We start from the raw sequence: 18,255 nt of genomic DNA, 5'->3' as shown, positions 1-18,255 counted from the left end.
CCACAATTTCGCACCACGAAAACCGCATACTGCGGCTCTGGAATTGCGGGCTGGGAATGACCTCTACATCACGATTTGGCTGGGCGCGGCTGCCGGTAGCGGCGGCCGGCTTCAGCATGGCGATGGCGCTTGCGGCCGCCGCGCAGAGCCCGCCCTTGCAGATCACTCCCCCGGCCCAGGATAACGTTCAAGATGGCGCTGCGGCCGACGCCGGGGCTGCGGCCGACGAGGCACCGCCGGCGGCCGATGCCAATGACGCCGACATCCTGAAGGACATCGACGAGAGCAAGCTCGACTGGAGCCAGCTCGACACCGACTCCACCAGCCTGCCCGCGCTGGCGCCGAAGAACGCGGCCAAGCGCGGCAGCGTCGCCGCCAACGATCCGTCCTGGTCCACCAACCGCAACGGCAACGGCTCGTCGGCGGTGTCGGTCAAGCAGTCGGTCTCGCCGTTCCTCGACACCCGCATCGGCGCCGACATGACGGTCGCCAAACAGGGCACGATGACGACATCGGAGCAATTGTCGGAACGGCTCGCCAATGGCGGCAGCCTGCCGCAATCCGGCGGCTCGGCCTGGGCGTCGATCTCGGCGGGCGGCGTGGCTTCGATCTGGGACAAGACCTCGGTCGAGGCACGGGTCGATCCGGGCGCGGACCAGAGCAAGATCGGCACCTCCCTGAGCAAGTCGGTGCCGCTGTCGGAGCAGTATTCGCTGACGCTGCAAAACGGCTACAACGTCATCCAGCAGGGCGTGGTCCCGGTGCCCGGCATCGCCAGCCACCCGTCGCGCAGCTACGACACCGATCAGTCGGCAACCCTCTCCGTGAACGACTCCGGCACCAGCATCACCGCAGGTCAGACGCAGTCGACCTCCGACGACAAATGGCTGCGCCGGATCGGCGCCGAGCAGAAGCTGTTCGACGGCGTCACCGTCTCCGGCTCGGTCGGCGAGACCTCCCAGGGCACGACCAGCAAGAGCATCAGCGCCGGCTACAAGCGAACGTGGTGAACGATCTGTTAGCCCTGTCGCGCTAATGATCAGGCATTGCCCCAACTTGGCCCAGATGCGGTCAAATTCGGCGGCACTGATAGGTCCGTAACTTCATCAATTCGTCGTGCGGGGGACAAGCCGCGCTTCGCTATTGCGAACCAGGGGAAAGCCGATGAACGCCACCAACCGTACCGAGGAAGCCGAAACGGAGACTTCCGAGGTCGACACCAACCTCGCCGCGGTCTCGGAGGTCGAAGCCGGCATCCGCGACTTCGTCCGCAACGACATCGCCTATCTGCGCCGCCCGGTGGCGAGCCCGGAGACCGCGCCGACCGATCCGAACACCGATGCCACCGTCAACAACGTCAACTCGCTGATCCAGCGCGTCGCCGGCACCTCGCTCGCCGAGATCGAGAAGCTGATCGGCGAGCTCGAGAGCCTGCGCGATTTGCTGCACGCCGAGGGCCAGCGCGTCCAGCGCGAGATCTCCGGCTATGCCCAGCTCAGCCAGGCCGCGATGAAGTCGACGCGCATGATCGCCGACAACGTCTCGCAGTGGAAGCGCGCCGCCGACGGCCTGCGCAACAGCTGATCCGGACCAGTCGTCAAGACTGAAAGCCGCCGCCCCCCGAACCGGAGGCGGCGGCTTCGTATTTCATGCCCTGATATCAACGCAGAACGGTTCGTTATTCAGCGCGGTGTAAATTCCGCGACGTCAATTCTTGCAGAACTTGATTTGAACTTTAGATGCCGAGCCCGCGTCCAATCCGGAGCAGACGTCCGGACCGCGCCTGGTGGGGCGCCCATTTGGAGACAATTCATGCAGAGCGTCCGGCCGGATAACGCCGATCCGATTCCGCTGCGCCAGCCGCGGCAAGGCATTGGCACGATCATGATCCGGTTTATCGGACTGTTGGCGGCCGCGACCGTCGTGATGGTGCTGATCTGGAATCGCTAAAAGCGCTTCGCGTGACTGGAATGCGCTCGACGAGAAGCTGAGCTTGATCCGGGGAAGTGTGATGCAGCCTGCCGATAGATCACATTGAAAAAGTAAACTCGGCCACCGGGCGCTCCCTGAGCGCCGAGGGCTATGGACGCTGAATCAGCGATCGATGCTCGCGGTGGTCTCGAAGGAATAATTGCCGTCGGCGAAGCCCTTCACGACCATTCCGGTCGCCAGCATCACCACAACCGTGACCGTCGCGAAGATAATGCCGACGAGTTTCAGCGCGCTGCGATCTGCCATTGTCATCCCCAAAGTCTTGTCAGGAGTTCGTGCCCTCAAACCATAAGGCAGGGACAAAGGTTCAGAATGCGTTAGCAAAAAATGAGTTCCAGGCAATGCACAACTGCGTCGGCCAGCAGAAGTAATCTGCTAACCATGGCGTCCGTGCAACATCAGAGGCGTGCGGGCAACATCAGGAACCGGGATTGCGCCGCGGCACGAAGGCGGTCGCCAGGAACGAGAACACCACCTCATTGCGCTGATTGACGCCGGTATTGCGCGCCTGAAGGATGCCCCATTCGGGCCGCTTCTCGGAGGTGCGCTTGGTCTCGATCTGGTTGGTGAAGCTGATGGTGTCGCCTGCCAGCACCGGACGGATCCAGCGCAGCTCGCGGAAGCCCGGCGAGGGTCCCCAGACCGCGACCGTCTCGCCGCGCGCGGCAGCTTCCGCGGCGAGCCGCTTGCCGTCGGCGACCAGCAGCTTCATGCAGACGCTGGCGACATGCCAGCCCGACGCAGCAAGCCCGCCGAACAGCGAGTTGCGCCCCGCCTCCTCGTCGAGATGGAAGCGCTGCGGATCGAACTGCGCGGCAAAGCGCTTGATGTCTTCAGGCGTGAAGGTGAATGAACCGAACTCGCGGCGCGCGCCGATCTCGATGTCTTCAAAAAAGCGCATGACCTCTCCTATGCGCTCGCAGCGTCACGGCGGCTGACGATGATCGGCGACTCCATCTCGCACAGCATCTCGCCGCTCGCGTTGCGGATCGTGCCCTTGAAGGTGACGATGCCGGTCTCGGGCCGGCTCTTCGAGACGCGCGCCTCGACCACGTCGACATCCAGCGTCAAATCGTCGCCCGGACGCAACGGCGCCACCCAGCGCATCTCGTTGACCCCGGGCGAGCCGAGCGAGGCGGTGCGGCCGATGAAGCCGTCGAACAGCATCCGCATCATCAGCGAGCCGAGATGCCAGCCTGAGCCCGACAGGCCGCGGAGCATGGACTTCTTCGCCGCCTCCTCGTCGAGATGCATCGGCTGCGGGTCGAATTCGGTGGCGAAGCTAAGGATTTCCTCGCGCGACACATGGCGCGGGCCGAAGGTACCGAAATGGCCGGGCTTGAAGTCTTCGAAGGTCAGTGTGGTCATGGGGTGAGGATATGCCGGAAGGAAGCCCGATTGTGGCCGTTATTTGCGGCAATCACAACCGACCCACTCGCATAGCTCGCCCCTGGACTGCCGGCGCCCGGTCCGGGGCTCGCCTTTGGCGGGACAGACTGGGCTTCTGCGGTATCGATCCCGATGGTGCGGCCGGCGCTGTGGCGCCGTCCCGAACCGTTGGTCCGGCCAAAGGCCTCGTCCTGATGGACGCTTCCCCGCAGGCGGCGGGGATGAAGTGCTAACGCCGGGGATGACGCAGTAGGATGCGATGCGAATCATATTTCGGCGGCCGGGAGAACCACGATGTTCGATTTCCAGGATCTGTTTCAGTGGGACCGCTTCATCACGCCCACGATCATCAAGACGTTCTACTGGCTCGTGATCGCGGTCATCGTGCTGTTCGGGATCTCCGGCATCCTGTGGAGCCTCACCGCGATGGCGATCAGCCCGTTCGTCGGCTTCATCCAGCTGCTCGCGTCGATCGCCAGCATGTTCGTCGGCATCGTGTTCTCGCGCATCGCCGCCGAATTCATCCTGATCGTGTTCCGGATCAACGAGCATCTCGGCGCGATCCGCGACCGGGACGGAGCGATGCACTGAGGCGCAACGCCTCCGGCCCGACGCGGCCTGCCGGGCGAGCCTTGGTTAATCCGAAGTAGCACAAGCGCGAAAATGCCCGCGAATTTCCGACCGGGATTTTAAAGCCGCTCGCGTATCAGCCTCTGCATTGCGCTTAAGACCAACGCGGGGGCGTCGTGAATTCGAGGAATGGTTTTGCCGTGAGGCCGGCTGCCGAGCCGGGCTTTACGACCGAGGATATTTTATGGGCTGTCGGCATCTGGTCGGTGATCCTGACCCTGGCGCCGGTGATCGTATTCTATCTGCTGATGGTGGCGTAGCGCCCTGTCATTCCGGGGCATGCGAAGCATGAACCTCAGATGCGCAATTGCGCATCGGGGAATCTCGAGATTCCGGGTTCGATGCTCACGCATCGCCCCGGAATGACATCTCACTGTTCAAGCATGATCGCGCAAAAAACGCGCGAGAGCCGCGCGTTCTTCCAGTTCGAACGGAAGCGGCGTTGTTACGCCGCCTGCTTGTGCATCGCGCCGGAGGCCGACGCCGTGCCGCGGATCGCCTTGATCGAGCGTTCGATCGCGGCCCACAGCCGAGTGACCTCGGCGGCGGCGCGGCCTTCCGCATAATATTCGCGGGCGCCTTCACCCTGGCCGAGCGCCATCAGAAGGTCGGCGCGGTTGGTGATCTGGCCGCTCCACACCGGAGCGCGGAATTTCGCCAGCGCCTCGCGCGCGATCGCGACGATCCGGCTTTCGGCGTTGTCACGCTGCGCGGGCGCGCCGTTGATCACGACGGCGTAGGGCTTGCGCATCGAGCGGCAGGTCTGGATCGTTTCCTGCACCGCGTTGACGTCGAACACGCCGGGCCGCGCCGGAATGATCACCATCGTGGCGTTCTTGATGGAGTCGTCGACCACGGCCGAGAGATTCGGCGGCGTATCGATGAACACCCACTCGATGCCGTCACGCTTGGCCTGAGCGATGATCCCGGCGACCGAATTCACCGCCGTCTTGATCGCGGGCTCGTTGGTGCCGCGCAGCTTGTGCCAGAGAGTCAGCGAGCCCTGCGGATCGGCGTCGATCAGCAGACATGGCTTCGTTGCCTTGTGCACTTGCGCGGCGAGGTGAGCAGCCAGGGTACTTTTCCCCGAGCCCCCCTTACGCGAAGCGAAAACAATCACGTTCATACCTTGGCCTCCAGATTGACCCCAGGAGGCGAAAATGAATCAGCGCGCTGATTCGCGAAAGAAGAAACTTCTTGCAATCCGCAAAGTGGCCAAGATTACCGGTGCATTCTGCTTTTTGAGTCACACTTCATCTATGACACAACTGCAAATGGAAGCGCTAAGCGCTTGATTTGACTCATCGCTAGCGTTTTTCGGCAGCTTTGGCCCGCTCGCGCTCTGTCCATTTGCGCTCGATCCAGCCGAGCAATTGCGCTGTGGGTTTCTGCAGCAACGGCACATCCTGTGCGAACAAAAGGAGTCCGAGCGGCAGCATCCAGAGTCCAAGCACCGGCAGGAAGCTGAAGATGCCGCCGATGATCAAAAGGAACGCCAACGGAATCCGCACATAGCGCGACGACGGCTTGCGCAGCCACGCGACGAAGCGCGAGGGGCCACGCGGAAGCTTGGCCTCGAACCAGGCGAAGTGCCGATCGATCTCTTGCTTGTAGTATTCGCTCACCCGTCCCACTCCACCCGTTTCGCCCATCGCGGAAACGGAGTCTGCAATGAACACAGCCCCACAGATGATGCTGCGTGACAGCGTCACAAGGCGTCAGTCTGTCGCGCATCGCGGCCTTGAAATGGCCGCCACGTAATCCATAGCGTTTTCGAACGGAGCCTGCCCCGCACGTGATGCGGGATGGACGCCGGTTCGCGTGAAGAAAACGCGTCAAGCAAGGAAATTGACCGTACGCAGGATGGGAACCGGGTCAGTTGACCGGCTTCTTCGCCTTGCGCGACTTCGTGACCTTGCGCTTGGCGGCAACAGGCCGTCGCTCCACGCGCTCGCGCGCCTCGGGACCGGCGCGGAAGAATGCGCGGCAGGCCGGCGAAAGCTGCGCCTTGTTCCTGATCATGCAGGCGGTGATGCGATCGACATCGGGAATCTCCGGCCCGCAATGCCGAAACGCGTCAGGCGTACAGGCCTGCTGCTGGTCGGGTGTGTAAGCCTCGCCCCGGTCCGGCAGCAGCAGCGCTGCAAGCCCGAGCATCAACGCAAACGAAAAACTCCTTGCACCGGCGGTCCCCATGCGCGTCCCCCCAAAGGTGTCATAAAGGCGTCGTTTAAGGCGTCGTTTCACCGATAGTGGGTGAACACACATTGAATCGCAAGCGGGCGAGATGACACGGCCGGAACAGTTGCTGCACCGCACGAGGATGCCTCACCTCCACCATCGGCAGTTTCGTCGTCGCCGAGAGCAATCGTCATTCGAAAGTTGGTGCGACCCATGGTCGCTCATCGGGACCAAAACTACCCTGGATATTGCGCGTCCCGTTGCAAACAGTGTTCAAGCATGTTCGAAATCATCCCGCTGGTGAATTTGAAGGCCGGCGGGTCTCACTGCACGGCAAGAAATTGCGACCCCATTTTTGATCGCATCGACCGTGCCTAGCTGGAGGAATGAGTCATGGGTAACGTTTGGCGGCCCCCGGTGCTCATCGCGAGCGTGCAGCCCAACCCTCCAGCCAACGGCGTCGACAACGGCACCAATGGCCTGGGTTCAACCGCGCTGGCCGCCATCGGCAACGACCAGATGGCGATGGTCTACCTGCAAGGTGGCTATGCCAACTTCCCGGACCTCATGTACCAATCCGTCGTGCTGCAGCGGGTCGATCCGCTCGGCAATACCAGCGGGACCCCGATCACGATCGCCAGCAGTGCTGTCAGCCCGACCCTGATCGGCTCGGTCGTTTCGACGCCCGACGTGACCACGCTTTCCAATGGATCGGTCGCCGTTTCCTACACGTTCGGATCCTACAACGCGGGCACGCTGCGGACCGATGTGTTCGCGAGGATTGTCGCGCCCGACGGTACCCTAGGAGCGGAAATCAAACTCAATACCACCGCGGGCAACGAAACCAACGCAACGATCACGGCCGTGGCAGGCGGCGGATTCCTTGCCGTCTGGCAAGACGCTGTTTCCTCTGGACCGGGCGGCGTCGGCGGCGACGGCGCCGGCTCGGGCATCAGCGCGCAGCTGTTCGATGCCGCCGGAAACAAGGTCGGCACCCAATTCACCGTCAACACGACGACCGCAGGGAGTCAGACCACCCCTTCGGCGACGACGCTCACCAATGGCAACATCCTGGTCAGCTGGATCAGCGGCGCCAATGTCGAAGCACAGATCTACACCTCGGCAGGCGTCCCTGTCGGGACGGAGATCACGCTGTCGACTGCGCCCGGGCCCAGCGCTTCGGTCGGTTATAACAAGGTCGTCGCGCTCTCAGGCGGCGGCTTCGCGCTGGTTCGCGACTACACCAATTCGATCATCATCGCCCTCAATCCCGTGATCGACGTCCAGATTTTTGACGCGACGGGAACGGCGGTCGCACCGGCCCTCCAGATCGACGGCGTCGGCACCGGCTATTTCATCACGTCGATCGACGCAGCCGCGGCGACCGACGGCGGCGTGACCGTGACCTATAGCGACAATGATGCGTTCCTTGGCCTGACCGCGGTCAGCCGCTACCACATTGCGAGCACCGGAACGCTTGCAGATGCCAGCACGGTGACGACCACGTCGACCAACACGTCCGCGATCGGCGCTGCCGCGATCGGCATGTACGGCGACGGACGCGAACAGATCATCTGGGACCAGCGCCAGCCCGGCTTTGCCGATACGTTGCAGGAATCGATCTACGACGATCGCAACACGACGACGTTTTTCGCGACAGCCGCGCAACCGACCGCGGTCGGCAGCATTTCGAATGACTCGGTCTACGGCCATGCCGGTGCGGACACGCTGTATGGTTACACCGGCAATGATATTCTTGTTGGCCAGGGCGGTGACGACATCGGCTATGGCGGCGACGGCAACGATTATTTCTATGCCGGTGCCGGAAACGACATTTTGTACGGCGATGCAGGCCTCGACGTGCTGCTGGGCGAAGACGGCAACGACGTTCTCTACGGCGGCACCGGCTTCAACTACCTGTTTGGCGGCAACGGCAACGATATTCTGGTCGGTTCGGGAGGCGCCGGTCCCAGCGACGTCAACGTGATGTACGGCGACGATGGCGCCGATCTGCTCTACGGCGGCGCCGGCACCAACTACTTCTATGGCGGCGCCGGCGTCGACACGATGTATGGCGGCTCCGGCCTCAACATCTTCATCTCGACAGGCGAGACCGACGGCAATGTGATTTATGGCGGCTCGGGCCAGAACTATGTCTATGGCTCGAACGGCGGTGACACCGTCACGGGCGGCACCAATGTCGACGTTTTCCTGATGGGCTCGGGCGCGGACAGCATCACCGGCGGCGGCGGCGTCGACTACGCCTGGGGCGGCCTCGGCAGCGATACCTTCACCATCAACGACTCGACCCCCGAAGTGATGGTGATCCAGGACTTCAATGCCGGCGGTGTCAACGACCTCATCAATTTCGCCGGCACCTCGCTGCATTCGTTCGCGGATGTCCAGGCGGCGTCATTCTACGTGGCCGGCACCAACACCACCATCATCACCGATGCCGCGGGCAATGCGGTCTGGCTCACCGGTGTCGCGCCGGGACAGCTGAGCGCGGGCATGTTTCAGTTCAGCTGAGCGCTTCGGCCAGGACGAAGTATCTACGGGCTGCGGGCAAATGTTGCTGTTCGTTGCTGCGCATTGCGGATGACCTCACATCACGCCTTCAACGATGCGCCGGGCGTCCGGGTGATCCAGGACCGGGATTCGCCCCGCGGCGTGGTGCAATTCCGTGGTGCATTCAATGGCTGCACTGTCGTCTAGATGAACGGCGCCACGATCAGCATCGTCCCGGCCTCGAACTTCTCGATCGTGAGCTAAAGTCACCCTTGTTCAAGGGGGGATTGCCCGTTCTGGGCACCCCCAAAGTCTCGCGCGTTGAGAGAATTTTTTCGCCTACAATCAATCAAAAATGGTACCAAGCGCCAGTAAGGCCAGACTATTTAAGTGCATCTTTCGACGGGCGATTAGATTAGACGGGCGATTAGATTAAAGGGACTATGAGATGGCGTGGACTTATACTGTTCAGCTCAACGACGCCGGTGGCGCTGGAGCGGCAACGGATTCGGCCCTGGTTTACGACCTGCAACAGGCGTTAAGCGTCTGGCAACAGTACGTCGGCGGCATCGGGAATCTGGTTGTCGATCTCAATATCACGACCACCGCCGTGGGGCGGGCAGATGGCGGGCCGACGTCGTCTTACTACGTCGGAACAAGCAATGGCCTGGCCGTCTATGAACCTTCGAGCCAGTACGAGCTGACGACGGGACAACACGTCAGCGGCACGACGAGCGATATCACCATCAATGTCGATACCGCTTATCTGCAATATCTGGATCTGGACTACGGCTTGAGTTGGGGCAGCTCAGTCCCGTACAATAAGCTCAACCCCATCGACGTATTCCTGCACGAGGTGATGCACGGGCTCGGTATGACGGGCTGGTACAGCCAGAGCGGCCAGCTCCCCGGCGCCTATGAATCGACCTTTGATACCTTTATCCAGAAGTCCGGAACGTTGGCCTATTTTACCGGTTCGCATGCGGAGGCCGCGTATGGCGGCCCGGTGCCGCTGACGACGGACAGCACCACGCAGAATTACTATCACTTCGGCAACCAGCAATCCGACTTCACCGCCTCGCCATCGACAGTCGCGGATCCGCTCACGCTGGATCTGATGAATGGCATCGTCTTCTTCGACGACTACCAATACGCCATCTCGCCGCTGGATCTCGGGGTGCTGAAGGACCTCGGATACAGCGTGCGCGGCTATGCCGACGACACCATGAACGGCACAGCCGGCGCGGACTCGCTGTACGGGACTACGTTGAACGACCTGATCTCGAGCGGCGCGGGCAATGACATCATCGTTGCGGGTGCCGGCTTCGATACCATCGATGGCGGTGACGGCAACGATTACGTCTACGCGGGCGCCGACGCTGACGTCTTGAGCGGCGGCAACGGCAACGACGTGTTGCTCGGCGAAGACGGCGATGACGCGATCTACGGCGGCACCGGCTTCAACTATTTGTTCGGCGGCAGCGGCAACGACACGCTGGTCGGCGCGGGAGGCACGTCGGCCAGCGACGTCAACGTGATGTATGGCGGCGACGGCGCCGATTATCTCTTCGGTGGCGCCGGGACCAACTACTTCTATGGCGGCACCGGCGTCGACACGATGTATGGCGGCTCCGGCCTGAACATCTTCATCTCGTCGGGCGAGACCGACGGCAATCTGATCTATGGCGGCTCCGGCCAGAACTATGTCTATGGCTCGAACGGCGGGGACACCGTCACCGGCGGCACCAGCGTCGACGTCTTCCTGATGGGCTCGGGCGCAGACAACATCACAGGCGGCGGAGGCGTCGACTACGCCTGGGGTGGCGGCGGCAGCGATATCTTCAACCTCAACGACAAGGCGTCCGATACCGAAGTGATGGTCGTCGAGGACTTCAACGCCGGCGGCGTCAACGACTTCGTCAATTTCGCAGGCACGTCGCTGCATTCGTTCGCGGACGTCCAGGCCGCCGAGTTCTACGCGGCCGGCATCAACACCACCATCATCACCGACGCCGCAGGCAACGCGGTGTGGCTGATCGGCGAAGCCCCCGGACAGCTGAGCGCGGGGATGTTCAAGTTCAGCTGAGGGGGCGGCGGGGATTGCGACGTGCGAACCGGCCCGACCACCACCACGATTGCGCTCGAATTCGCGGTTGCGCGAATTCCGCCGCGGCTTGAAGGCCTTTCCGGCCTCCTGGTGAGTGGCGAGAGAAGCAAGATTTTCTGATAGACATTTTGATCCGGTGTCAGAATGTTTGAGATAGATCAACACATCAGACCGACGCATTCGCTCGCATAGTCGCCTATCGAGCGAATTTCGGGGCTGGGATGTCGCAGATTTCAGATACGCCTGCCGGTAGCATCCTTGATCCGATGGAGCGGATCTCGGAAACCCTGTTCGGCCTGATCATGGCGCTCACCTTCATCTGCTCGCTCGGTGTCGCGACGGGAGCCGGCGTCAATGTTCAAACACTGCTGATCGGTGCGCTCGGCTGCAATCTGGCGTGGGGTATTGTCGACGGTGGCCTTTATCTGCTGGCTCGCATCAACGATCGGGGAGACAAGCTCTTGACGCTCCGCGCGATACGGCAGGCACCGAATCCCGAAACAGCGCGGCGCGTCATCGCCAACGCGCTGTCGCCCGAATTGGTGGCGCTGTTGCCTCCGGACCAGATCGATTTGATGCGGCAGAAACTGCTGCAATCGCCCGAACCGTCGGGTTGTCGAGGACTGACGAAGCGCGACTGGACCGGAGCGCTGGGGCTTTGCCTGCTTAGCTTCCTTTCGACCTTCCCTGTGGTGATCCCGTTCCTGTTCGTTAGTGACGCCAGATTGGCGCTGCGCATCTCCTACGCCATTGCCATCGTCATGCTTTTCGGCTGTGGTTACGTGTTCGGAGTTCGTAGCGGGCTGCGGCCTTGGGCGGCGGGTCTTGCGATGGTGGCGGTTGGCAGTGCGCTGGTAGGTGTCGCGGTGGCTCTTGGAGGATGATCGACAGTGCGGCAGCGGGGCATTGCATCTGTTCGGCGTGCAAGTGGTGCCTCGATCGCTGCGTTGATCTGGTTGTGGCTTTCACCAATGGCCGCGGGTCTTGCGCAGACAGAAAACCCCAGTCCGGGCGGCGCGATCGGCCTTGGCAATCGCGGCTGGTCGGCAGCCGGCGCCAACCAGGCAACGTCTCCGAACGAGTTCGAATTCAGCGCCCGCGCCGGGGCTGCGTCCGACTATATCTATCGAGGGACCACGCTGTCCGATCATGGGCCTGCGGTCGGCGCCGCCTTCGAAGCAAGATTTGGCTCGCTCTACGCCGGCACCACGGTCGCCACCGTCAAGCTGCCGACCCAGCCGGCGGCTGAACTCACTTTCGCCGGCGGTATCCGCCCGACGATCGCTACGATAGATCTTGATCTTGGCGTGACCTATTTCGCCTACCCCGGTGAACGGCTTCCCGGCGAGACCAACGGCATCAATTATTGGGAGGCGGTTATCCGCGGCGATCGAAAGATCGGCGAACAGGTCCGCATCGCCGCCGGCTACGCTTACTCGCCGAACGTCTCGAACACCGGCGCCTGGAGTCAATATGTGGCGGCCGGGGCTGGCTTCGACGTGCCGGGCCGCTTGCTGCCGAACGACCTGGCAGTATCATTCACGACCGCTGCCGGCTACTCCTGGTTCGGCAACCAGAGTTCGCAACTCGGCGGCTTCCCGCTACCTGCCTATCTCAATTGGCAGGCGGGTGTGACCTTCACCCATAAGGCCTTCAACCTCGACCTGCGCTACTACGACACCAATCTGTCGAAGGAAAATTGCTTCGTCTTCACGGGCGATCCAAACGCGCGGCCGGGCGGCCGCGTCGATCTCGCCACCAACCCGGGCGGCCTGGTGTCGAACTGGTGCGGCGCGGCCTTCGTTGCCAAGGCCTGGTTTGCGTTCAACTAGTCCCGTCGTTTGCGGGCTACCACTTTGAGGCAGGGCCTCAGACTGCAAGACGATCCAAAGGGACCGAAACCCTCAACCTGAGCCCGCTAGGCAGCCAATCATGCTCAACCTTGCCGCCGAGCTGATCAGCAATGCTGCGCTCGGCAAGCACGCTACCAAAGCCTTTAGCTGACGGTGGGGCGACAATCACGGGCCCGCCTGTCTCCTCCCATTCAAGATGGAGATCCCCGCCATGCGTCTCCCATGTGATGCTGACCGAACCAGTCGGCTCCGATAGCGCGCCGTATTTGGCCGCATTCGTCGTTGTTTCATGCAGGGCGAGAGCGAGACTTGTCACGGCCATCGCACCCACGGGCACATTAGGTCCTCTCACCATGGTGCGTTCGCGAGACGCGTCATCTTCGTAAGGCCGCAACACCGTTCGCACGACGTCACCCACCGTTGTTCGCTCGCTATGCGCCTCCGTACCCATGATCCCAGGACGGATGAGATCCTTAGCCTGCATGAGAGCGTTCAGACGGCCCCGTAGCGATTGAGCCATTTCCTGCGGCGTTCGGGCTGACCGAGCACTCAGATTGATGATGCCGTGGAAGACGGCGAACATGTTCTTCACGCGGTGGTTCGCCTCGCGCGCGAGCAACCGTTGGCGCTCTTGCGCAACTACACGCTCGGTCGTCTCGCTAACGATGCAAAGAACACCGCCAATTTCACCGGCTTCGTTTTGAACAGGAGAATAGGAGATGTCGAAGTAAACTGTCTCCGGGTAGCCATGGCGCTCGATGTAGAAGGGGCGATCCTTGGCGAAGACTGTTTCGCCATTGTCGAGGACGCGTCGGAGCAAGGGTTCCAAGTCTTCCCACAGCTCGGTCCAATTCTCGCGAGCAGGTCGTCCAAGAGCCCTCGGATGCTTCTGGCCTATCGTCGGTGCATAGGCGTCATTGTATAGCGCCACAAACTCCGGCCCCCAGAACAGCACGATCTGTGCTTTGGCCGGCAGCATGAGGCTGACTGCGCTCTTGAGGTGCGCAGGCCACTCCATGATCGACCCCAAGCTTGTGGCGGACCAATCGAAGGCGCGAATGAGTGCGGCGACGTCGCTCACACCTGGTGGAAAATCACCTTCCAGTTTGCGACCGATGCCCATAGCCTTCAGGCAATCAGATTTTGTCAACGGGAACAAGCCGCGCAAATCCGTCAGGCTTATCAGCAAAGCTGCTGGAGATGCGGGTAACTCAACTGCAATGGTACAGTTGGGTGGGCTCGAACCACCGACCTCCTGTTCCACAGACAGCGCGAGAGCTTCGCCGATACTACGCCAATCCCGCCTTTCGCACAAAAATCACAGCATTATCACCAAACAAGGCCGCCGCCTCCCGCCTTACCTGCGCTGCAATTGGCGCTATGGTGGTAGCTATGTGGTAGCTACAGAGGTGATCGATGGCTGTCTCAAATATAACGATCCGCGCCGTGCAAGCACTCAAGCCGGGCGAGACCATCTGGGACGCAGACCACCGCGAAGCGGTGCGGGGCTTTGGCGTTAGGCGTCAACGCGATCAAGCGACCTACGTTCTCAAGTACCGAGTGTTCGGTCGGCAGCGCTTCGTGACGATCGGTCCTCACGGAGCCCCTTGGACACCAGAGCTTGCACGCAAGGAGGCCAAGCGGCTTTTGGGCGTGGTTGCCAATGGCAAAGACCCGGCGGACGAGAAAGCCAAGAAGCGCCTGCAGGCGGCCGACCCCCTCCGAGCAATCGCGGATCAATATCTCCGGAACGCCAAACAAAGGCTGAAGCCCCGGACCTATTCGGAGATAGAACGCTACTTGTTGGTCAGTTGGAAGCCCCTGCATCCGGTCTCGGTCTTCCAGATCACTCGCCGCCATATCTCGGCACGTATCGCTGATTTCGCATCAGCTCATGGAGCGGTCTCAGCAGCCCGCGCCCGTACAGCCCTGTCCTCAATGTTCAACTGGGCAATACGCGAGGGCCTTGAGATCGCTGCGAACCCGGTTCTCGGCACTAACCGACCCGCGCAGCCTGGAAGTCGCGAACGGGTCCTCACGGAGACGGAACTATCAGCCATCTGGCACGCCTGTGGCGATGACGATTACGGACGCATTGTACGTTTGTTGCTACTCACAGCCCAACGCCGTGATGAAGTAGGCAGCATGCAATGGGCCGAACTTGATACTATTTCGGGGCTCTGGACGCTGCCAGGCGCCCGAACCAAGAATCGTCGCGAGCACTTGATACCGTTGGTTCCCGCCGCCTTGGCCCTACTCCCTTCCCGCCGAAGCGGCCGAGACTACCTCTTTGGTGACGGACCCCGACGCGGCGGTGACCCGCATCGTGGGTTCTCCGGCTGGTCAAAGTCGAAGGCAGCGCTTGATGAGCGCATCGCCGAGGCCCTGGGCGAATCCCTACCCCATTGGACCGTTCATGATCTTCGCAGATCGGCGTCCACTGTGATGGCCGACCGACTAGGCGTGTTGCCACACATCGTGGAGGCGATCCTAAACCACGTCAGCGGCCACCGGGCGGGCGTTGCTGGTGTATATAACCGCGCGCGGTACGCAGCCGAGATGCGCGAGGCGCTCGAACGTTGGGCAGAACACGTCGCGGCCTTACCGGCCCAAAGGCCGGGGCATGCTGGCGCCGGCCCGCGCCCGGATTTCTTCCAGGAGGCAGCCGGAGTCCATTCCTAGTTCAAGGTAGCCCGCGAGGGGTCGGGGCTTTTAATAGTCAGGAGAGAGGCGCTCGCCCCCGCCCCAGTTCAAGTCCGATACCTCGGCGGCGAGTACGCTGCTTAGAGCGTGATTGCTTCATGTTGATGCGTATCCGGCATTAGAGATGTAGTTTGCGCATTCATGCGGCGTGAAGCAGTCCAATAGAGCGCCGATGCGCATCCAGGTTGCTTTAACGGTTCGCTCGGCAGCCTTTCGGAGCAAGGTCTTGAGCTTGGCGAAGACCTGCTCGATCGGATTGAGATCTGGGCTGTAGGGCGGCAGGAAGAACAGCTTTGCGCCAGCGGCGCGGATGGCGCGACGGACGGTATAGCGCGACAATCAGGATGAGAGCGGCGCGTCAATCAAGATGAGACGAGGCGGCCGAGTCAGGAGATAATTGACGCTGGCCGCCTACTTGGCAAGCGTTGATTGACGCTGCGCGACAATCAAGCGGCGCTGCCAGCGTCAATCACAGTCTTGTCGAGTTCGTTGGGGGTCGTGTGAACAGGTGGCCGGCCTGGACCGCGCTTGCGATCGAGGGCAACTTTTCGACGGTAACTTTCGACGTTCATCTCGAGGATCGTGGCGTGGTGGACCAAACGATCGATGGCAGCCAACGTCATTGCCTGGTCCGGGAAGATACGCCCCCATTCGCCAAATGGCTGATTGGCCGTGATCAGCAGCGAGCGTCGTTCGTAGCGGGCGGCGATCAACTCGAACAGCACACTGGTTTCCGCCTGATCCTTGCTCACATATGTGATGTCGTCGAGGATCAGGAGGTCATAGCGATCGAGTTTGGCGATCGCGGACTCCAGCGCCAGCTCGCGCCGCGCGACCTGCAGCCGTTGCACCAGATCAGTGGTGCGCGCGAAGAGAACGCGCCAACCGTTCTCGACGAGAGCCAGGCCGATCGCCGTGCCGAGATGGGTCTTGCCGCCGCCCGGTGGACCGAACAAGAGCAAATTGGCGCCGGCCTTCAACCAGGCGTCGCCAGCGGCGAGCGCCATCGCCTGTGCCTTTGATAGCATCGGCACGCTTTCGAAGTCGAAGGTGGCGAGCGTCTTGCCGGCGGGCAAACGCGCTTCCACCATGTGTCGCTCGATCCGACGGCGGGTGCGATCGGCCGCCTCGTGCTCGGCAAGGGCGGCGAGGAAGCGGGCGGCAGGCCACCCTTCCTTGTCCGACTGTGCGGCGAGCTTCGGCCAGATCGCCTTGACGCCCGGCAGGCGGAGCTCATTGAGAAGCAGCTCGACACGGGCAGCATCGACGGAGGTAGCGATACCGGTCATGCTGCCTCTCCCAGGTTCGAGCGGCCCGACATGACGCTGACGGAGGCGAGTTCATCGTAGACGTCGAGCGGCGCCAGCTTGACGGCGACACGCGGGATCGAGGCCGCCTCGGGTCGGAAGCGGTCGCGCAGCGCGGCAAGATCGGGTAACTGTCCGGCGTCCAGATCCATCGCGATCACCTCGGCGAGTTCTGCTTCGCAGGCGCGCTCGTGAGCCAGCGCCAGAAGCTCGACCGTCACCTTGCAGGCGCGCCGGTCATCACCATGCTCCCGCAAGGTCTCGAACAGACGTTTGTAAGCTGCACGCGGGAAGAGTTGGTCGCGATAAACGAGATTGAGGAGCGCCATCGGCTTGCGCCGCAGGGCATGGATGACGTGCCGGTAATCCACAACATGACCGCCCTGGCTCTCGGACACAGGCCGACCGCGCCGCAGCGTCACGACCGGCGTGACGCCAAGGAAGCATTCGAGCCGGTCGTCGAAGATGCGCACACGCAGGCGATGGCCGATCAATCTTGAAGGCACGGTGTAGAATACGCGCCGCAGGATGAAGCCGCCTGACGACGTCACCGGGATCACTTTCTCCTCGAAGTCGGTCGTGCGGCCTTTTGGCAGCGGCGCCAAGGCCTCCTTCTCGAGCGCGATCGGCTTGGCGAGGTTGGCGTTGCGCCGGCCGACAATCTCGTCGACAAAAGCCCGGTACGCATCGAGACTGGCGAACTCGCGCGTCCCCCGCAGCAACAGCGCATCTTCCAGTGCCCGCTTGAGATGGCCGTGCGCGCTCTCGATCGAGCCGTTCTCATGTGCGATGCCCGCATTGTTGCGCGTTGGCGCCATGCCATAGTGGCCCATCAGCCCGGCGTAGCGCTGCGTCAGATCCCCCCGTGCGTCGGCGGCCAGATTGCGGAATGCTGCCGACAGGCTGTCGCTGCGATGCTCCCGCGGCACGCCGCCAAGCGCCCACAGCGCGTTCTGCAAGCCCTCCGCCAGGGCGACGAAGCTTTCGCCGCCGAGCACGACATGGACATGCTCGAAGCCGGAGAACGCCAACCGGAAGTGATAGAGCCGGTGATCGAGCGGCTCACCCGCGATGGTAATACCGAGCGCGCTCACGTCGGTGAAGTCGGACAGACCCAGGCGGCCGGGCTCGTGCTGCTGGCGGAAGATCACGTCCTGTTCGGGGCCGTTGAGCGCCCGCCAGGCGTTGATGCGCCGCTCCAGCGTGCGGCGGATGTTCGGGTTCAAGTCATGATGCCGTCGGCGCAGCTCGTCCAGCACGCCGATCACGCGGATGCCGGGCGCAGCCTTCAGGATCGGAACGATCTCGGCGTCCCAATACTGCCCGAGCGGATCGGACCGGCGCCGGCCCCTCGGCGTCTTCTTCTGCGATGGCGGGCGACAATCGCCCTCGATTCGATACGCGCTTGCCTTCGAGAACCCCGCCTTGGCCGCGGCGGCCTCGGGGGACAGTGTCAGTCGGTACGTCATGTACAGCCTCATCTGGTGGTCGGTGATGTGGAGGCCAGGCAAGGCATCGATTCCCTCTTGTCGAGACGAACCAACAGCTTGCACCAGCCGCACCCGGCCGCCAGACGGGTCCAAAA

20 protein-coding genes and 1 pseudogene are annotated in these 18,255 nt (G+C 62.3%); 11 read left to right on the top strand and 10 right to left on the bottom strand.

The genetic code is table 11. The annotated features are described in order from the left end of the window. The first annotated feature begins 56 nt into the window (after positions 1–56). The 3 genes from V5279_RS08500 (at position 57) to V5279_RS08490 (ending at position 1,950) form a co-directional block, all read left to right on the top strand. On the top strand, positions 57–1,010 hold the full coding sequence (locus V5279_RS08500) for a hypothetical protein (RefSeq protein WP_338696403.1): 954 nt from the start codon (positions 57–59) through the stop codon (positions 1,008–1,010). A gap of 154 nt (positions 1,011–1,164) precedes the next feature. Next, positions 1,165–1,584 carry a hypothetical protein gene (locus tag V5279_RS08495; RefSeq protein WP_029083494.1) on the top strand — a complete coding sequence of 140 codons (420 nt, stop codon included), beginning with the start codon at positions 1,165–1,167 and terminating at the stop codon, positions 1,582–1,584. A gap of 228 nt (positions 1,585–1,812) precedes the next feature. Beyond that, entirely contained in the window at positions 1,813–1,950 is a 138-nt protein-coding gene (locus tag V5279_RS08490) for a hypothetical protein (protein ID WP_165127736.1), read from the top strand. 144 nt (positions 1,951–2,094) lie between these two features. Here the strand turns inward: V5279_RS08490 and V5279_RS08485 are convergent, their stop codons facing one another. The 3 genes from V5279_RS08485 to V5279_RS08475 all read right to left on the bottom strand — a co-directional run bounded on the left by V5279_RS08485 (position 2,095) and on the right by V5279_RS08475 (position 3,360). After that, the gene (locus V5279_RS08485; protein WP_016841369.1) at positions 2,095–2,238 is read right to left on the bottom strand and encodes a hypothetical protein; all 144 of its coding nucleotides are present in this window, start codon (positions 2,236–2,238) and stop codon (positions 2,095–2,097) included. Between the two features lie 172 nt (positions 2,239–2,410). Then, complete coding sequence (locus V5279_RS08480; RefSeq protein ID WP_338696399.1) at positions 2,411–2,893, bottom strand: MaoC family dehydratase; 483 nt, start codon at positions 2,891–2,893, stop codon at positions 2,411–2,413. Between the two features lie 8 nt (positions 2,894–2,901). Then, entirely contained in the window at positions 2,902–3,360 is a 459-nt protein-coding gene (locus V5279_RS08475; RefSeq protein WP_338696397.1) for a MaoC family dehydratase, read from the bottom strand. Between the two features lie 315 nt (positions 3,361–3,675). On the opposite strand from V5279_RS08475, the gene V5279_RS08470 reads away from it, so the two are divergent. After that, positions 3,676–3,972 carry a DUF4282 domain-containing protein gene (locus V5279_RS08470; protein WP_029083497.1) on the top strand — a complete coding sequence of 99 codons (297 nt, stop codon included), beginning with the start codon at positions 3,676–3,678 and terminating at the stop codon, positions 3,970–3,972. A 155-nt stretch (positions 3,973–4,127) separates the two neighbouring features. Then, the gene (locus tag V5279_RS08465) at positions 4,128–4,271 is read left to right on the top strand and encodes a hypothetical protein (protein WP_165127734.1); all 144 of its coding nucleotides are present in this window, start codon (positions 4,128–4,130) and stop codon (positions 4,269–4,271) included. A gap of 185 nt (positions 4,272–4,456) precedes the next feature. Here the strand turns inward: V5279_RS08465 and V5279_RS08460 are convergent, their stop codons facing one another. Then, entirely contained in the window at positions 4,457–5,137 is a 681-nt protein-coding gene (locus tag V5279_RS08460) for a ParA family protein (protein WP_029083498.1), read from the bottom strand. A gap of 34 nt (positions 5,138–5,171) precedes the next feature. Here V5279_RS08460 and V5279_RS08455 point away from each other — a divergent pair, with 34 nt between their 5' ends. Continuing rightward, the gene (locus V5279_RS08455) at positions 5,172–5,306 is read left to right on the top strand and encodes a hypothetical protein (RefSeq protein ID WP_256375189.1); all 135 of its coding nucleotides are present in this window, start codon (positions 5,172–5,174) and stop codon (positions 5,304–5,306) included. Between the two features lie 12 nt (positions 5,307–5,318). Here the strand turns inward: V5279_RS08455 and V5279_RS08450 are convergent, their stop codons facing one another. Continuing rightward, positions 5,319–5,663 (bottom strand): hypothetical protein, encoded by a 345-nt coding sequence (locus V5279_RS08450; protein WP_338701065.1) that lies wholly within the window; start codon positions 5,661–5,663, stop codon positions 5,319–5,321. A gap of 223 nt (positions 5,664–5,886) precedes the next feature. Continuing rightward, the gene (locus V5279_RS08445; RefSeq protein ID WP_338696392.1) at positions 5,887–6,207 is read right to left on the bottom strand and encodes a hypothetical protein; all 321 of its coding nucleotides are present in this window, start codon (positions 6,205–6,207) and stop codon (positions 5,887–5,889) included. A gap of 378 nt (positions 6,208–6,585) precedes the next feature. Here V5279_RS08445 and V5279_RS08440 point away from each other — a divergent pair, with 378 nt between their 5' ends. The 4 genes from V5279_RS08440 (at position 6,586) to V5279_RS08425 (ending at position 12,639) form a co-directional block, all read left to right on the top strand. Further along, positions 6,586–8,721: a calcium-binding protein gene (locus tag V5279_RS08440; protein ID WP_338696390.1), complete on the top strand. Its 2,136-nt coding sequence runs from the start codon at positions 6,586–6,588 to the stop codon at positions 8,719–8,721. Positions 8,722–9,148: 427 nt separating this feature from the next. After that, positions 9,149–10,786, top strand: coding sequence for a calcium-binding protein (locus V5279_RS08435; protein WP_338696388.1), 1,638 nt, complete (start codon positions 9,149–9,151; stop codon positions 10,784–10,786). A gap of 323 nt (positions 10,787–11,109) precedes the next feature. Beyond that, the gene (locus V5279_RS08430; RefSeq protein ID WP_338696386.1) at positions 11,110–11,691 is read left to right on the top strand and encodes a VIT1/CCC1 transporter family protein; all 582 of its coding nucleotides are present in this window, start codon (positions 11,110–11,112) and stop codon (positions 11,689–11,691) included. An 87-nt stretch (positions 11,692–11,778) separates the two neighbouring features. After that, positions 11,779–12,639: a TorF family putative porin gene (locus V5279_RS08425; protein ID WP_166298906.1), complete on the top strand. Its 861-nt coding sequence runs from the start codon at positions 11,779–11,781 to the stop codon at positions 12,637–12,639. A gap of 37 nt (positions 12,640–12,676) precedes the next feature. Here V5279_RS08425 and V5279_RS08420 read toward each other — a convergent pair whose 3' ends face one another. Continuing rightward, positions 12,677–13,924: an HWE histidine kinase domain-containing protein gene (locus tag V5279_RS08420; RefSeq protein WP_338696382.1), complete on the bottom strand. Its 1,248-nt coding sequence runs from the start codon at positions 13,922–13,924 to the stop codon at positions 12,677–12,679. Positions 13,925–14,076: 152 nt separating this feature from the next. Here V5279_RS08420 and V5279_RS08415 point away from each other — a divergent pair, with 152 nt between their 5' ends. Further along, complete coding sequence (locus V5279_RS08415; protein WP_338696380.1) at positions 14,077–15,342, top strand: tyrosine-type recombinase/integrase; 1,266 nt, start codon at positions 14,077–14,079, stop codon at positions 15,340–15,342. A 117-nt stretch (positions 15,343–15,459) separates the two neighbouring features. On the opposite strand, the pseudogene V5279_RS08410 reads toward V5279_RS08415, so the two are convergent. From V5279_RS08410 to istA, 3 genes and pseudogenes are all read right to left on the bottom strand, one after another. Beyond that, positions 15,460–15,687, bottom strand: a pseudogene (locus V5279_RS08410) (transposase); the annotation flags it as partial. Positions 15,688–15,809: 122 nt separating this feature from the next. Then, a complete protein-coding gene (gene istB / locus V5279_RS08405) occupies positions 15,810–16,652 on the bottom strand; it encodes an IS21-like element helper ATPase IstB (protein WP_176535476.1) in 843 nt (280 codons plus the stop codon). Further along, positions 16,649–18,181 carry an IS21 family transposase gene (gene istA, locus V5279_RS08400; RefSeq protein ID WP_422389058.1) on the bottom strand — a complete coding sequence of 511 codons (1,533 nt, stop codon included), beginning with the start codon at positions 18,179–18,181 and terminating at the stop codon, positions 16,649–16,651. Before istA ends, istB begins: the two co-directional genes overlap by 4 nt. Between the last annotated feature and the right edge of the window lie 74 nt (positions 18,182–18,255).

The organism is Bradyrhizobium sp. 26S5, from assembly GCF_036923295.1.
GTDB lineage: Bacteria > Pseudomonadota > Alphaproteobacteria > Rhizobiales > Xanthobacteraceae > Bradyrhizobium > Bradyrhizobium septentrionale.
Note: the sequence above shows the minus strand (reverse complement) of the source record. Positions and strands in the feature narration are given on the sequence as shown.

Coding starts and splice junctions, on each gene's coding strand:
- V5279_RS08425 (WP_166298906.1), top strand. CDS start 11,779: ATGGCCGCGGGTCTTGCGCAGACAGAAAACCCCAGTCCGGGCGGCGCG.
- V5279_RS08445 (WP_338696392.1), bottom strand. CDS start 6,207: ATGGGGACCGCCGGTGCAAGGAGTTTTTCGTTTGCGTTGATGCTCGGG.
- V5279_RS08415 (WP_338696380.1), top strand. CDS start 14,077: ATGGCTGTCTCAAATATAACGATCCGCGCCGTGCAAGCACTCAAGCCG.
- V5279_RS08495 (WP_029083494.1), top strand. CDS start 1,165: ATGAACGCCACCAACCGTACCGAGGAAGCCGAAACGGAGACTTCCGAG.
- V5279_RS08480 (WP_338696399.1), bottom strand. CDS start 2,893: ATGCGCTTTTTTGAAGACATCGAGATCGGCGCGCGCCGCGAGTTCGGT.
- istB (WP_176535476.1), bottom strand. CDS start 16,652: ATGACCGGTATCGCTACCTCCGTCGATGCTGCCCGTGTCGAGCTGCTT.
- V5279_RS08450 (WP_338701065.1), bottom strand. CDS start 5,663: ATGGGCGAAACGGGTGGAGTGGGACGGGTGAGCGAATACTACAAGCAA.
- V5279_RS08460 (WP_029083498.1), bottom strand. CDS start 5,137: ATGAACGTGATTGTTTTCGCTTCGCGTAAGGGGGGCTCGGGGAAAAGT.
- V5279_RS08500 (WP_338696403.1), top strand. CDS start 57: ATGACCTCTACATCACGATTTGGCTGGGCGCGGCTGCCGGTAGCGGCG.
- V5279_RS08485 (WP_016841369.1), bottom strand. CDS start 2,238: ATGGCAGATCGCAGCGCGCTGAAACTCGTCGGCATTATCTTCGCGACG.
- V5279_RS08455 (WP_256375189.1), top strand. CDS start 5,172: ATGAATCAGCGCGCTGATTCGCGAAAGAAGAAACTTCTTGCAATCCGC.
- V5279_RS08435 (WP_338696388.1), top strand. CDS start 9,149: ATGGCGTGGACTTATACTGTTCAGCTCAACGACGCCGGTGGCGCTGGA.
- V5279_RS08490 (WP_165127736.1), top strand. CDS start 1,813: ATGCAGAGCGTCCGGCCGGATAACGCCGATCCGATTCCGCTGCGCCAG.
- V5279_RS08440 (WP_338696390.1), top strand. CDS start 6,586: ATGGGTAACGTTTGGCGGCCCCCGGTGCTCATCGCGAGCGTGCAGCCC.
- V5279_RS08430 (WP_338696386.1), top strand. CDS start 11,110: ATGGCGCTCACCTTCATCTGCTCGCTCGGTGTCGCGACGGGAGCCGGC.
- V5279_RS08475 (WP_338696397.1), bottom strand. CDS start 3,360: ATGACCACACTGACCTTCGAAGACTTCAAGCCCGGCCATTTCGGTACC.
- V5279_RS08470 (WP_029083497.1), top strand. CDS start 3,676: ATGTTCGATTTCCAGGATCTGTTTCAGTGGGACCGCTTCATCACGCCC.